General features: G+C 47.8%; 11 protein-coding genes and 3 pseudogenes. 11 read left to right on the forward strand and 3 right to left on the reverse strand.

Annotated features, from left to right (window positions below):
* Positions 1 to 204 precede the first annotated feature (204 nt).
* On the reverse strand, positions 205 to 1,149 hold the full coding sequence (locus DXA05_RS05255) for a DUF5106 domain-containing protein (RefSeq protein WP_004314851.1): 945 nt from the start codon (positions 1,147 to 1,149) through the stop codon (positions 205 to 207).
* Positions 1,150 to 1,272: 123 nt separating this feature from the next.
* Here DXA05_RS05255 and DXA05_RS27135 point away from each other — a divergent pair, with 123 nt between their 5' ends.
* The 10 genes and pseudogenes from DXA05_RS27135 to DXA05_RS05300 all read left to right on the forward strand — a co-directional run bounded on the left by DXA05_RS27135 (position 1,273) and on the right by DXA05_RS05300 (position 11,261).
* Positions 1,273 to 2,136 carry a tetratricopeptide repeat protein gene (locus DXA05_RS27135; RefSeq protein WP_284515437.1) on the forward strand — a complete coding sequence of 288 codons (864 nt, stop codon included), beginning with the start codon at positions 1,273 to 1,275 and terminating at the stop codon, positions 2,134 to 2,136.
* Positions 2,133 to 2,576 carry a hypothetical protein gene (locus tag DXA05_RS27140; protein ID WP_284515438.1) on the forward strand — a complete coding sequence of 148 codons (444 nt, stop codon included), beginning with the start codon at positions 2,133 to 2,135 and terminating at the stop codon, positions 2,574 to 2,576. The genes DXA05_RS27135 and DXA05_RS27140 overlap by 4 nt, the downstream gene beginning before the upstream one ends.
* A gap of 11 nt (positions 2,577 to 2,587) precedes the next feature.
* Positions 2,588 to 3,286, forward strand: a complete 699-nt coding sequence (locus tag DXA05_RS27145) for a hypothetical protein (RefSeq protein WP_284515439.1) — start codon at positions 2,588 to 2,590, stop codon at positions 3,284 to 3,286.
* A 102-nt stretch (positions 3,287 to 3,388) separates the two neighbouring features.
* Complete coding sequence (locus DXA05_RS05265; protein ID WP_004314849.1) at positions 3,389 to 4,213, forward strand: Rpn family recombination-promoting nuclease/putative transposase; 825 nt, start codon at positions 3,389 to 3,391, stop codon at positions 4,211 to 4,213.
* Positions 4,214 to 4,780: 567 nt separating this feature from the next.
* Positions 4,781 to 6,010 carry a DUF3575 domain-containing protein gene (locus DXA05_RS05270; protein WP_008016239.1) on the forward strand — a complete coding sequence of 410 codons (1,230 nt, stop codon included), beginning with the start codon at positions 4,781 to 4,783 and terminating at the stop codon, positions 6,008 to 6,010.
* Positions 6,011 to 6,016: 6 nt separating this feature from the next.
* Positions 6,017 to 7,063, forward strand: a complete 1,047-nt coding sequence (locus DXA05_RS05275) for a DUF6562 domain-containing protein (protein WP_004314847.1) — start codon at positions 6,017 to 6,019, stop codon at positions 7,061 to 7,063.
* A gap of 56 nt (positions 7,064 to 7,119) precedes the next feature.
* Positions 7,120 to 8,847, forward strand: a complete 1,728-nt coding sequence (locus DXA05_RS05280) for a DUF6562 domain-containing protein (protein WP_225473997.1) — start codon at positions 7,120 to 7,122, stop codon at positions 8,845 to 8,847.
* A gap of 237 nt (positions 8,848 to 9,084) precedes the next feature.
* Positions 9,085 to 10,002, forward strand: coding sequence for a hypothetical protein (locus DXA05_RS05285; RefSeq protein ID WP_004314845.1), 918 nt, complete (start codon positions 9,085 to 9,087; stop codon positions 10,000 to 10,002).
* 215 nt (positions 10,003 to 10,217) lie between these two features.
* Positions 10,218 to 10,688 carry an HU family DNA-binding protein gene (locus DXA05_RS05290; protein WP_008025706.1) on the forward strand — a complete coding sequence of 157 codons (471 nt, stop codon included), beginning with the start codon at positions 10,218 to 10,220 and terminating at the stop codon, positions 10,686 to 10,688.
* Positions 10,689 to 10,932: 244 nt separating this feature from the next.
* Positions 10,933 to 11,261, forward strand: a pseudogene (locus tag DXA05_RS05300) (nucleotidyltransferase domain-containing protein).
* Positions 11,262 to 11,382: 121 nt separating this feature from the next.
* Here DXA05_RS05300 and DXA05_RS05310 read toward each other — a convergent pair.
* A complete protein-coding gene (locus DXA05_RS05310) occupies positions 11,383 to 13,164 on the reverse strand; it encodes an ATP-binding protein (RefSeq protein ID WP_008025705.1) in 1,782 nt (593 codons plus the stop codon).
* Positions 13,165 to 13,191: 27 nt separating this feature from the next.
* Positions 13,192 to 13,880 (reverse strand): annotated as a pseudogene (locus DXA05_RS05315) (response regulator transcription factor).
* Between the two features lie 241 nt (positions 13,881 to 14,121).
* Here DXA05_RS05315 and DXA05_RS05320 point away from each other — a divergent pair.
* A pseudogene (locus tag DXA05_RS05320) lies at positions 14,122 to 15,314 on the forward strand (hypothetical protein).
* Positions 15,315 to 15,439: the final 125 nt, after the last annotated feature.

The raw sequence follows: 15,439 nt of genomic DNA on the forward strand, positions 1-15,439 counted from the left end.
AACGAACAAGAAAGGATCAAGGCTGCGTTTTTTCAGCTACTCCGGTGCTTCCTTCGGCTAAAGGGCAGAAACTCGCTACGCTCAAACAGTCTGCCCTTTTTGACGCCGAAGAAAACACCTGCGCTTGACGCTGAAAAAACGAGGCCGGGAGACCATGCGGCGTGGGCGGTGTGGCATGGGCACGTGTGTGGGCGGCGTGGGGGCTTATTGTTCGCCTTTCATTAGCAGGTATTCTTCGATGGTTTGCGCGGGAGCATCTTTCAGAAGTACTGTCTTATCCTTGTTTAGAAGGTAGAGGGTAGGGATGGCTTTCAGGTCATACAGTTGTTGTTCCTTGATAGCGAAGGTCTTATCATATCCGTTAACCCATTCTTTTGGGAATTCATTTAGGTGTTTTCGCCATTCGTCCAACTCTTCGTCGGGATAAATGGAGAGGACTGTTAGTCTCTTTTGTTCCAGAAGTTGATTGATGATAGGGGCATTTTTTAATGCTTCGATTGTCTCCGTGCAGGCATGGCATCCCGGGTTATTGATAAATAATAAGGTATAGTCCGATTTTTGTTGATAAAGAGAACCCTGTGCGCCGGAAGCTAATGTATAGTTAAAATTCAGTGCTTTGGTTCCGATACGGTTTTTCTGAGCCAGTTCGCGACGGGCTTTGGGACGTACCTTTTCTATTTCTTCCAGTACGGGAGAAGCCAACATGGCATCCAGTACAGGGATATAAAACTCTTCGTTACGCATCGGGGAGTTAGGGTCGTACAGATATTTGTCTGCCAAATCAGTGATGTAAGTGAATACTTTCTTATTCACATTTGTCCGTTCAATTGTTTTCTGTATAGCTTGCTGTGCAGTTTCCAAAGGGACATGATTCAGTATATCACAATAGTCCGCCCAAGCTTGTTCGGTCACTTCGGGATGATGGATATAATTGGTATCGGCAAAGTTTACGTTATCCCAATAGTGCTTTACTAGGAAATCTGCCCGTAGCTCGGGTGCTGTCAGCATTGGCGGGATGGCAGGTAGCGTAAAGGAGGTGATGGTATCTTTGGGAGCTTCTTTGGAGTTTTGGCTGGATGCATTCCCGCTTTTGCAAGCGCAAAGCAGTAGAATACAGAAGACTGGGATAAGATTTATATTTGTTCTCATAACTTGCTGAATTGTTTTCAATTTACTATTGGTGAGCAAAGATAAAAAAACGATGTGTGAAAATGCACTGTTTTAATGAAAATGCTATATTTGTGTCGGCAAACAAACATACAATGCATATCTATGATTAAATCCACCTACATATTCTTCGTTTTTTTTATGCTGACGGCTGTGTGGAGTTGCAACCGACCTTCTGACATGCAGCGGGAACATCCTGCCGTTTCTCCCACATTCTATGCCGACAGTCTTCGTACATTGGGGCGTGGTATCCGCTTGATTAAGGAGGAGAAGGAAAGTCTGGCTTTCCCGCCGCTTGATTCCGTGTTCCGGCTTCCGGTGGACGATGTGCTCACTACCGAAGAATTGCGCCGTTTATCTTCCGAATCTCTCCGCCGGTTAATGATATACTTCAATCTGATGATGAACTTTGAGTCCGGCTATCAGTATTTTGATTCGTTGGAGCGGGCGAAACACCCCGTTGTCTCCCGATATTGCCGCAGGGAACTGTGGGTGGCAAAGGCGCAGATGCTTATGGCGCTCGACCGCCATGCGGAGGCGGTGGACTATCTCAACCGGGCGATGGCACTGAAAGATGAGAACAACGACCCGTTGAGCGAGATATTTTGTACAGCTACGGCAGGCATCACTTATATGGGTGTCGACACTATCAGCACTCGTGCCGAGTCCGCTTTCCGTAGAGCCTGCCGAGTGGCAGAACGCTCGGGCCTAAGCAACTATTGGCTTTATCCACAAGCTATCGGGCGGCTTGCCGATATATACCTTCAGCAGGGGAAGTATGAAGAAAGTATCTCCCTCTGTCGTGAAGCTATCCGTCTATGTGAGAAGTCGGGCAGCTATCACGGCAAGCTAGTGGTGGCGGAGATTCTGACGGAAGCCTACCGCCTGCTCGGGCTCTATGATGAAGCGTTTCGCTATTGTGCCGTAGGAACGGGCGAGCCGCACGTGCCGAAGTTGACAATAACTTGATAGGTCGTTTCTTCATTGCGAAGGCGGAGATACACAACAATCTGAATCGCCCCGACTCCGCACTCCTGGTTCTTGCGCAGGCCGACAGTTGCTTTGACCGGACGAAGAACGACTACTATCATTTGATGGTGCAGATAGACCGGATGTATTACCTTGCCGCCTTTCCCGACTCTGTGAATGTGGCTTTGAGAGGCTTTGCCGCACTTGAAGGTAAAGTTCCCCGTCATCGCCTGCCATATTATGACTATTATTACGGTGCCACTCTTGCCCGCGTCGGTAAATGGTTGGAGGCAATCCCCCTGCTTCGGAAATCTATTGGCGAGTTGAAAGATATATCCGAGCTTCACCCTGCTTCGGAAGCGGCGGAATTGTTAATGGAAGCTATCGCCACACGGGGCGGGCAGCGGATATACTCACCGTCTTTCCCGAATACCGGGTGATGAGAGATTCGGTGACCCGCAAAGACAAGATACGCCAGTTGGCATCGGCAAATATCCGTTTCGAAACACAGAAGAAAGAACAGGAGAATCTTCTGCTGACTGCCGAAGTCCGTCTTCAGGATACCCTGTTGCATGTGTATTTCATAGCCGGAGTGTGTACATTGCTACTCGTCTTTTTTATAGCCGGCTGGATGGTGATGCGCCACCGCAATCTGCGGCTCCGGTGGCAGCTCGAGGCGCAGGAACATGAGCGGGCTGACGAACGGTTACGTGACCAGGAAAGCAGGCTTCACGAACTGATAGCCGCCCGTCAGGACTTGTACGAACGCAACCGCTCCCTTATCCGCCAGCTTTCTGATATCCAGGCGCGCCACCGCAACACGTGCGAACTTGACAGCGTGATGGAAAGCCTTCAATCCCACTTGCTCACCCGTAAGGAAGAAGAGGATTTCCGTAACGCCTTTTTGTCCGTCTATCCGTCGGCGCTGCTGCATCTTCGTGAAGCCTGTCCGGCGGTGACACGTAGCGAGGAACTGTTTTGTATGTTGGTTCTGCTCAAACAATCCAACGAAGAACTGGCGCGGACGCTCGGCATCAGCGTGGCAAGTGTGTCCAAAACCCGATACCGCATCCGTGTGAAGCTTGGTCTGCCCGAAGGTTCGGACACTGATGCGGAAATCCGTCACATTATGGCAGGGGAAGATTTATAGAATCGGTTCTTCCAGTCATTCAGCAATATTAACCCGGAACTTTCATCATTAAACAAAAAATGTCTATCTTTGTTGTCAATATACACAACCATTACATTAATAATGGGAAGATTTATTAATCCCTTTACCGACTATGGCTTTAAGTTTTTATTCGGCAGAGAGGTAGAAAAGGAGTTATTAATCGACTTCTTGAACGATTTGCTCTCTGGAGAGCACGTGATTACCGACATCCAGTTCCTTAACAACGAACAGCAGCCGGAAGTAAAAACAGAACGGGGGATTATCTACGATATCTACTGTATGACTGACACAGGTGAACGGATAATCGTAGAAATGCAGAATCGTGAGCAACCTTACTTTAAAGATCGTGCTCTCTTCTACCTCTCTCGTGCGATTACGCAACAAGCTAAAAGCGGTCCTTGGGACTTCCGGTTGGATGCTGTATACGGAGTGTTTTTTATGAACTTTGTGATTGACAAGGACATGCCTGCGAAGATAAGGACTGATGTAATCCTTTCCGACCGGGATACAGGACAGCTTTTCAATAACAAGTTTCGGCAGATTTTTATCGAACTGCCTAACTTTGACAAAGAAGAGGATGAGTGTAGTAACGATTTTGAACGATGGATTTATGTATTAAAGCATATGGATACACTTGATAGAATGCCTTTCAAGGCACGTAAAGCCGTTTTTGAACGACTTGAGAAGATGGCCTCCAAAGCGAATATGACTCCGGAGGAAAGAGCTCAATATGAGAAGGAATGGAAAGTTTATAACGATTATTTCAATACGTTGGACTTTGCCGAACAGAAAGGTATGTTGAGAGGAAAAGAATCGTCCGCCCGTATGATGAAATCCAAAGGTTTGGCTATCGATTTAATTTCAGAATGTACGGGACTCACTGCTGAAGAAATTGAGGCATTGTGAAAAGATAGATAACAAACAGTAAGGGCGGCTCGTTAAAAAACGGGTCGCCCTTACTGTTTGTATGCGCCAAGCCTTTTCCTGACAGCCTCTTCTCTATTTTGTCCATGAATCTGTCCATTCCCATTTTGTCCTTCGTCGGGCTGAAATAATTATTTTTGCCCCGGCGAATAAAAGTTTAGCCTATATTGTTTGCTGTTTTTCGGCTTTTCTTTATCTTTGTCACTGCCCTTGTGAGAGAGGGCGTGATTTTTAGATAACGGAAAGCGTTTGAAGAATATCATCTTCGTCAATCAAACTTCGCACCTTTGACTTGTCACCGTGAAGATGAATGCAACAAATGCTCACGTTCCATTGTTTATATGGATGCCTGTTTGCGCCCCCGCTTCCCCCTCCGTCCGGAGAGGGGAGGGGGACGATACACAAGCTTTATATACGCCAATGGCGTGAGTGTTCTGTTGCTTATCTACGGTATGGGCAGTGCGAAGGCCCCGATTGACGGATAAGCATACGGACACTTACGCCTTTCTTGTATATAAATTTTTGTAATCTTATGTTACAGGTATGAGAATGAAAAACAAACAAAACGTAGCGTGGAGTACATTCCGTTACTTCGTACTGGCATTTTTGCTATGTCTATCGGTTGTTCCCTTGCGCGGTCAGCCGGATGCTGCCGTCCTTTCCTCACCTTCGGCAGACAGCCTGATTATTTTCAGCTATCCTTCACGTATCCGGATGTTCAAGACGGAATATGCGGACAACCGACTGTCGTTGCGGAAGTTGAAGAAACGGCTGCGCACCTTTCGTAAACGTCAGGACACCCTCTACGTGCAGAGCTATTCCGGCAGTTGGGACGATGAAAAGTCGAATCTGCGCGCCGCCTACTGGCGTGCCAACAATCTGAAAGGCTATCTTATCGACCACTACGGACTGCGCGAGCGGCATTTCCGGACACTCAACCACCCGTTGGCTCATCCCTTGTGGGGAGAAGTCGTCGTGGTAGGTTGCCGAGGTTTCCAAGATTGCCAAAGCGAGATTCCGCAAAACCGGCAAGAGCCTGCAAGTGCGGCGAGGCGACAGGAACAACAGGAAGCCCTTCCGGTTGCCTTGCAGGGAGACAAAGAGCCTGTTGACTCTTCCGCCGTGGCTGCCACGGCTGTTGTGCCGGATGCAGCTACTGCACCTGTTGCACCCGATGCAGCTACTGCTCTTTCTACTTCGGTTGCTTCTTCTGCTTCAGTTACTCCTTCTTCTTCCACCGCTTCCACCTCTACAGCTACCTCGCCTTCACTTCCCGCCAACGGTCGTTACCTTGGCGTGAAAACCAACCTTGCCGCTTGGGCGGGCACGATTATGAACGTGGCGGCGGAAGTGCAGGTCGGCAAGCATCTTTCCGTAGAGTTGCCGATATTGTGGTGTCCGTGGCACATCAGCGGCAAACATGCCGTGAAGACCTTCACCCTGCAACCCGAAGCCCGTTACTGGCTCTCGAAGCCCGGCTCGGGACATTTCTTCGGTCTTCATGCCCACGTAGGCTGGTTCAATGTGAAGTGGAATCGCGACCGTTATCAAGACGCCGACCGTCCGTTGCTGGGCGCGGGCGTCAGCTATGGTTATCTGTTGCCGCTCGGCGGACATTGGGCGGGAGAATTTACCCTCGGTGCAGGCTATGCCAACATGAAGTACGACACCTATTATAATATAGACAACGGCGCACGGATAGACACACGGACGAAGAACTACTGGGGCATCACCCGCATGGGGCTTTCTATCGTCTATCGCTTCAACCTTAAAAAGTAACGGCTTATGAAACAGAAATATGCTATAGGATTTATCACCTTCATGTTGGCAACCGTCCTTGCCGCTTGTGTACACGACTATCCCGCGATGACACCGGACGGTGAGGAAGGCATCGACCCCACGCTTGTAGAGGTCAGTACCGAAGTGACCCTCGACCTCGAACTCCTACCACTGGAAATCATCACCAACAAGGCACACCGCGGAATCACAAAAGCCCGTGCCGGAGAACAAACGGATTACCGCCGCCGCTTCATCATCGAAGCATGGCGCGACGGCAAACCGGCAGCCCGGCAAGTGACCGTCATGGACAATGCCGACGAAGCCGGCAACGGGAAAATCACGCTCCCTGTCCATTTGAAGCTGTACGCCGTAGAATACACCCTCGCCGTATGGACGGACTACGTTGTGGCAGGCACGACCACCGACCTCTATTATAATACGGAGAACTTGCAGCAAGTAACTTGCACCACGCCCTACACCGGAAGCACTGGCTACCGCGATTGCCTCTACGGCAGCACCACCCTTGACCTGCGCCCCTACCGGGACGAATGGAACGTCCGCGTACAAGCCAAAGTCGACATGGTGCGCCCGTTGGCAAAATACCGTATTATCGCCACCGACGTGCAGGAGTTTCTGGCAAAAACACAGCGGCAACGCGATGCCGAAGGCGGCAACAACACCTACACCGTCACCTTTTCCTACGGGTTCTATTTCCCGTTAGGATTCAACACCGCCACGGGCAAGCCGATGAACTCCGTGCAGGGCGTGACGTTCTCCACCCCTCTCACCATCCCCGACGACGGCACGGAGAAATGTCCGCTAGGTTCGGACTTTATCTTCGTGAACGGCACGGAATCCTTTGTGCCCCTGAATATTGAATTGGCGGACGCCAACGGAAAGGTAGTGTCGCGTACCCGGGGACTGGAAGTGCCCTACCGGCGGGGACACCTCACCACCCTGCGAGGCAACTTCCTCACCAACGAAATGCAGGGAGGCATCAACATCGACACCGGATATGACGACGAGATAGACATCGACCTCGATTCTTTCTGAAATGACAGGTCAATATAATAAAACAAATTTAATCACAGTAAACGATGAACAGAAGTATGAAAAAGAACCTTTTCTTCGGGTTAATGGCTCTGGCAGGGCTATTCACCTCGTGCAGTCAGGACGACACCGACGCTTCCCCGACTGCGGACAGCAACCAAGTAAGCATGAGCATCGGAATGCCTGCCGATTTTGTAAAAACACGGGCTTCCGCCCCCGCTACGTTTCCCGCCGGCCATACGCTGCGCTGCATCCTCGAAGTGTGGACGAAAGATGGCTCTACACGAAGAGTACGCCAGGAGCAGTTGGTAACGGCTGGTGCCGCTAACATTACATTTAGTTTTGAATTGGCAGACCAAGGTGACTACAAAGCCGTGCTTTGGGCGGATTACATCGTTTCGGGTGCAACGGCGTCAGGCGACCACTATCCCGATAAGTATTACAAGACTGATAATGCCGATGGCTTGAAGAAAGTGACTATCATCACCGCTGCTTATACATACGCCGACCAACTACGTGAGGCATTTGCGGCAGTAGTACCGTTCACCAAAGGCGCTACGGCTAAGAACGACCTTACCGCCACGCTTGTCCGTCCGCTTACGAAAGTGACGATTGCGGAAAAGAACACCGAGATGATAGGCAAATGTAAAGACATGACGGCAACATACACCGTTCCGTCAGAATTCAATGCTTTTAGCGAGGAGGTAAGCCCGACAGCTACCTACGATGCCACCTACATCACAACCTCAATGGACGGCACGGATATTACTATCAATGGAAACAACTGCAAAATCCTCTTCTCCGATTATGTCTTTACCACTGCCGACGCCACGTTGGGCGGAATAAAACTTACGTTTACCGGGACAGGTAGCATAACGATGAACGATAGAGACATTCCTGCCAACATCCCCCTGAAACGCAACAACTGGGTACGGGCTGCCGGAAACCTGATTACAGTCGGAAACGATCCGGCGGTAACTTTGTCTGTAGATATGACCACTGACTGGGTAAGTCAGGATGTAACGGATATTTCGGATATCGTTAAGGTGGGTGACTTCTATTATGCAGACGGCACATGGTCTACCGCCCTCGATGCGAACAAGACCTGCATCGGCATCGTTTTCCAGACCGACCCCTCGCGCATCGGCGACAAAGAAAAACAGGTGTTGGCAGCAAAAGGCGTTGCCACGCCGCATGGTCTGGTCATGTCATTGAAGACCGTAACCAAAAGCCTTATGAGTTGGGGGGAAGATCACGATTTCTCCGAGCTGACGAAATGCACGGATAAAGTTGCCTGCAACGCAGACATCAACGGACTACTTAATTACACCACGGTAATCGACTATGCGGCCGCAAACAACAAAGAACTCGAAAATTTTTATCCCGCTTTCAAGGCCGTGAAGGATTATGTTGTACAGGCTCCCGAAAAGACGACGGGGTGGTACTTGCCCTCCATAGGTCAATGGTATGACTTTACCGCCAATCTGGGCGGTCTCCCAAGCTGGGATGACGCCATAAACGAAGGCAACGACCTAACCCCCAACCTGTATAGATGGAGTAATCAGACAGAACTCGTAAGTAAGATAAATGCCTATTTCGAACCGTTGGGCACTGGGAACTATGACGCAATCCCGAATGGGAGCTATCAGAAATTCTTCTCTTCCTCGACGTACTCCGATTCGGGTATATGGACGTGGTTTGTGGGTAAGCAGGCGAACGTTGTGCAATGCTGGCATAATGTCAGGTACAACTCCGATTCCGCCGTGCGCCCCATCCTCGCTTTTTAAGAATGACACACGGGGACGGGGTATCCAGGTCACTCCATCCCGTCCCCCTACATCATATACGTCCCAAGCCGCTGGGGGATGCAGTCGGCGGCAATATCATGAACCTTGTCCTTTTTCCCTTGTCGCCGACTTGAGAAGCGAACATCACTTCTCTTTATAGGATACCTTCCTCGATAGGAGCAATTGCCGGAAGCGACGCAACTGATCAAGGTAACAACCATAAAAAACATCACACTTATGAAAAAGATACTCGTCATCATCAACAAAAACTGGGAAACGGAACCCGTGCTCAACGCCCTGACCAACCCCAAACTGCGTCCCGCCGCCTTACCATTCCCTGAAGTGATAAACACTCCGTGCGACGGAGACAACCGCATGAGCCAACCCCGTGCTGTCTTCTCCCTTCCCCGAGAAGGAGAAGAACCGTTGCAAGTCGTAGTCCGCTGCATCGAAGACCTTATGGCAACGGGAGTCAACACTTCGAGTTCCCTCGAAAAATACAAAGTGCTCCCGCAAGCCATTGCTGCCGATGCCGCCGACCTCATCATCAGCGTCAGCACCGCCAACTATCCCGACCCGGCAGTGACCCATAACGGAACCGTTGTCCTCGGCGGCAACTTCTTTATCCACGACGGAAATCCCGACAGCCATACCGATCCGGAACACAACCTTATCGACGACCGCGTAGGCACCTTCATCGCTTCCAACGTAGCCCCTGCCGTGTTCAGTCTGGCCGAAACCGTCAACGCCCGCCTGCACTGTTACCCCGGCGGCGCATGCAAACTTGTCCCGCCGCCCAACTTCCCCGCACCGCAACTCGTGTGTGAAGGAGCGTCCACCTTCACGGCAGTAGGCTCCGTCAACGTCACCGACTACGGTTCATACGACACGATAGACGCCCAAGCCCTTAAAGAATTTGCCGCTGCAGCCCCCGAAGGGTATACGGCAAACTCCATCGAAACCACCCACGGCGTGGTAAAAATCAGCACCTCAGGCGAACCTATCCTCTTTCTTTCCCCCATCACCGACCGTCTCAACCATTTCAACGAGGACGTGACCGACACGCAGAACTACGTGTCAGCCTTCAACGGCGGCCTTGCACTGGGCGAACTGCTTTGCGCGCTGGCGGAATACGGAGGGGAACGGCAAATATGATAATTGAGATAATTCGCAACATTTATTAATCACGCTTCCTTCTTGCAGCACCCCATCAGGAAATGCTTGCAGACACGGACAGACAAAGGTCGTCACTGAGGTAGGCTAAGTCCGACACCGAGGTAGGCAAAGGTCGTCACCGAGATAAGCAAAGTCCGTCACCGAGTATTAGTCTTATCGGGATGCGGCAGGGAAGAGGTAAAAAACATCAACTTATGGGATTCTTCAAGAAAGTAAAACAGAAAATCAATGGAATGTGGTATCCGCAATCCATCACCGTTGGCAAACCTGTCACGACGGACGAAGTGGCAAAACGTCTTGCCATTGAATCCACCGTAAGCCCTGCCGACACCTTTGCCGTGCTCAAGTCCCTTGGCAGCGTATTAGGTAGCTACATGGCAGACGGCCGCACCGTCAAACTCGACGGCGTGGGCACATTCTACTACACAGCCGTTGCTTCGGGCAATGGAGTGGACTCCCCCGACAAAGTGACTGCCAAGCAAATCACCGGCGTCCGTGTCCGCTTCATCCCTGAAACGAGCCGTTCATCCAACAACCAGGTTACCACCCGTTCCCTCGTCGATTCCAATATCTTCTGGGAAGAATGGGGCGGAAAATCCACTACTCCCAGCGAAGGTGGCGGTGGTGGTGAAGGGGGAGGAGAGGCTCCCGATCCGGCAGCATAAAGCCGGATGCTTTTCCGGTGCTATAAAAAGGACGGGTTCCTGCACTGCAAAAGGACTTTTCTGTATTGCCAAAGGCTCCTTCCGGCATTGCCGCACGACCCTTTAAGATGAAAGATTCGTTTTCACTCGCCGCTGCTGTAGCCTGCTGCCGGATGAGAGAAACGAATCTTTCTTTGTGTGCCGGGGGAAATAATCGGTTCTTGACAGAACAATCTGCACCGGAATTGTTATCTTTGCCCGTAGCATTGATTATAATAAATGGAAAATTTATGAAACGAAACAAATAAGAGAGATTATACGTCGCGTGGCTCCTACGGCAAAAACTATTTTATATGGTTCGCAAGCAAGGAACGAAGCGCGTAGCGACAGTGATATTGATCTGCTTATCCTGCTCGACGGCGAGAAAATGACATTGAAGGACGAAGAATCTATCACACTGCCACTTTACGAACTGGAACTGAAAACCGGAGTCTCTATCAGCCCGATAGTCACGCTCAAAAAACTTTGGGAGAGCTGCCCATTTACCCCCTCCCTTTTTATATTAACGTCACCAATGAAGGTGTCGTGTTATGAGAGAAATCTTGGATGAAGAAAGCCGTAAAGCTTGATTGCATACAGACTGCAACGCGCTTACGAAACGATGAAGGAAGCCGAAGTAATGATTCGGGAAATGTTTTAAAATGTAGCTACCCCTCTATTTCTCCTTTGCCAGTGTAAATACAAACTCCAGTCCGCCTCCCTGATTGTTCTTGGCGGAGATGTTGCCGCCGTGGATAATAACGGCGTTCTTTACAATAGCCAGTCCCAATCCTGTTCCGCCTAGTTTGCGTGAGCGACCTTTATCTACCCGGTAGAAGCGTTCGAAGAGACGGTTCAGATGTTCGGGTGATACACCTATACCAGTGTCGGCGAAGCTGAAATAGTAGAAATTCTCATCTTCACGGAAACAGTTGATATTTATCTGAATATTGCTTCCGGCGTATGCGATGGCATTGTCCATCAGGTTGCGGAAGATAGAATAGAGCAATGAATAATTACCTTTGACTTGTATGCTCTTTTTCAGAGAGTTGATTACTGTGATATGCTTTTCGTCGAGTTCTAGAGATACTTCATTGATAATATTTCCGACCAGTACACTAATATCCACTCGTTCCATATCAATCATGCTGGCGGCTTCGTCCATGCGGGTGAGTACGGAGATGTCGCGTAGCAGCCGGCTCAAACGATTGCTTTGTGCATAACAACGTTCGAGGAATACGTTTATCTTTTCACGTGGAATATTCTCGTTGCTGACAATGGTTTCCAGATATCCTTGAATACTGCTGACAGGAGTTTTCAACTCATGGGCGATATTTTGAGTCAGTTGGCGTTTGAGTCTTACTTGTTCTTCTTCCTGGGTGACATCGTTGATGGAAATCTCAAAGCTGGCATCCTGGAAGATGATACATTCTACGATAAATGTCCGTCCGTTCTTGTTGATGGTAACTGACATTCGTTTTTCACCTTTTCCTCTTGATCGTTCTTGCTGGTTCTTATTGATAAAATGAATAATCTCTTTTAGTTCGCTGATAGCAAAGACTTCTTCCGTTGTTTCCAGGTTGGAATCCGAAATCAGGTTACTGTATTGGGTGAAAAGATTGTTGACAAGAATCTCTTTTTTGTCTTTTGTAAATACTCCTAATCCTTCGTGCGAGATTTGGAGATGAGTGATTAGCTTTTCACGTTCGATGTAGAGAGCTTCTTTGGTTTCGTGCAATCGTTTATAGATTTGGATGATGTGTTGCGAGATTTCTCCTAGCTCATTATGTGGAAAAGCGGATTGCATAGCCATTTCGATAGGCTCGTTGCGGTCGGCACGCATGGCAAATTCACGGAGCTGGCTGATGGAAGTGCCCAGTTTGTTGGTGAATTTATAGAAGATAATCATTAATAATAAGGTTACGATGATGGTAAACCATAGATAGTGCGGATCTGCTTGCAGGTTGTTGATGAGGCTGACGTTATAAGGCAAAGCCGAACGGACAATATAATCTTTATAACGAGTGGCCGAATAAAAATAGGGAACTCCGGTTGTTTCCGAAGTACGGCGTACGTCATATCCGTTGCCATGCTTTATTGCTTTCTGTACTTCCGGACGATTCAGATGGTTTTCTATTTGGTTATTATGACTTGGATAACTGTCGTAAACAACATTTCCTTCTGCGTCAATAAGGGTCACACGCAAGTCTTCCAGAATATGTTTGTCGATATAACCGCTGATTATTTCGCTATCAAGGGGTTGCTCTTCCAATTGTTCGTAGAGTCTGCTGTTGTAATCTTGCAGTTTTGTATTCAGCAGTTCTATTTTATATTCCCGCTCACGTTGATACTGGTACGCAATAAAACAAATGGCAAATACCAGAAATAGTGAAATAACCGAAAGGAACAGCTTCCGGCTGAAAGAAAGAAAATGTTTTTGAGTTACAGGCAGGTTCATAATAATTGCTTAATTCGGTATTATTACTTATTCAGCTTCAAAACAGTATCCGTATCCGAGACGGGTGACAATACGTTTGCCGTATATACCTATCTTTTTACGTAAACGGGTGATGTTTACGTCGATGGTACGGTCGAGCACATACACTTCGTCACTCCAGATACGGGCCAGAATGTCTTCACGTGAGAATACGCGTCCCTTATTCTGTACCAGTAGAAGCAATATTTCAAATTCTTTTTTAGTCAATGGCACTTCTTCATCGTCGATACTTACTTTCTTCTTTGTGATGTCAATAACGAGCGACTGATAAGTAAGACGTTCGGGGGCTCTTTCCGTTTCCGTTGTTACCGTACGTCTTAATACTGCTTTCACACGGGCAATGACTTCACGCAGGGAGAAAGGTTTCGAAATATAATCGTCTGCTCCCAGATTGAATCCGGTCACAGTATCGTTTTCAGTATCTTTTGCCGTGATAAAGATGATAGGCACTTTTGCTGTTTTTTTTTCTTTCTTCAAGATGTTGGCCATTTTGAAACCGGAGATTTCTCCCATCATCACATCGAGGAGAATTAAGTGATAACTGCTGATATCCATCTTCATTGCCTCTTCGGCAGAGTTTGCTGTATCAACCTCATAACCTTCGTTTCAAGATTGAATTTCAGAATCTCACAGAGGTCTTCTTCATCGTCGACAACTAAAATACGGTAATCGTTCATAAGATATATGTATTAATGTGATATGACAAAGTTACGTTTTTATTTTATCCTTTGCAAAGATGAGGAGACTTTGTTACGGGCAGATGAAACAGACGTTACAATCGTGTTACATTCTGTGAATTCCGGGAATTGATACGGAATATGGAAGTTTTTGTTGATTGTAAGAGGAAAAAACGCTCGCTATTTGTTATCTTTGTTAGCGAGATACAATAGAAATGTTTGACTATAGAAACTACAAATAATGATAAAAATTGACTTAAAACGACATCGGAAGGAAATAATAGGATCTGTTGTGGTACTGTTAATTCTCCTTGGCGGTATGTCTGTGTTTAAATATACTTCATTCAATTCCGGTTTTGAGATTGTAGACGATCTGGGAGGAATATATTTCCTTCGGCGATTCTGTCTGTTGCCACCACTGATGCACAAGTGATTGTTCCGTCGGATTCGACGTCTTTGGGAAATCCGAAGTCGTGTATTGCCGTTCGGTTGAAATCGAAGACAGCTTATAGTCGTGTGCGGATTGAAGTAGCCGAAACGCCTTTTTTCTCCCGCTCGGTGTCGGAATTTGTATTAAACAAGCCCAGAACGGAATATACGATTTATCCTGATATCATCTGGAATTATGAGGCACTGAAAAATGAGGTGCAGGCAGAGCCGGTAAGCGTAGCCATCACAGTGGAGATGAACGGAAAAGATTTGGGACAACGGGTGCGTACTTTTTCAGTGCGTAGCATCAATGAGTGTCTGTTGGGGTATGTGGCCAACGGAACTAAATTTCACGATACCAGTATTTTCTTTGCGGCTTATGTCAATGAAGAGAATCCGATGATCGATCAGTTGCTTCGCGAGGCATTGAATACTCGGATTGTTAATCGCTTTCTCGGTTATCAAAGTAAGGCTAAAGGGGCGGTAGACAAGCAGGTGTATGCTCTTTGGAATATATTGCAGAAACGTAAATTCCGTTATAGTTCTGTTTCCAATACCAGCCTTTCGAGCAATGTTGTTTTCTCGCAGCGTGTCCGTACGTTTGATGATGCACTGGAATCTTCACAGATTAATTGTGTGGATGGGAGTGTGTTGTTTGCGTCGTTGCTTCGCGCCATTAATATTGATCCTATCCTGGTACGTACACCGGGGCACATGTTTGTAGGATACTATACGGATAATTCGCACACGAATAAAAACTTCCTGGAGACAACGATGATTGGTGATGTCGATCTGGATGATTTTTTCCCGGATGAACAACTGGATTCTACAATGGTAGGCAAATCACAGAATGAGATGTCGTTACTGACTTTCGAGAAATCGAAGCAGTATGCTAATAAGAAGTATAAGGAAAACGAAGAAGGAATCCATTCCGGAAAGTTGAATTATATGTTTTTGGAGATTTCTAAAGAAGTGCGGAGGAAAATACAGCCGATAGGAAAATGAAGAATTAAAAATGAAGAATGAAGAATATCCTTGCGGTATACTTGCATAGCGCAGCAAAATTCTTCATTCTTCGTTCTTCATTCTTCATTATTAATTCGTATTTTTGCCCAAGTAATCATTTTTAA

The organism is Bacteroides sp. AM54-2NS (assembly GCF_003602935.1).
Taxonomy (GTDB): domain Bacteria; phylum Bacteroidota; class Bacteroidia; order Bacteroidales; family Bacteroidaceae; genus Bacteroides; species Bacteroides xylanisolvens.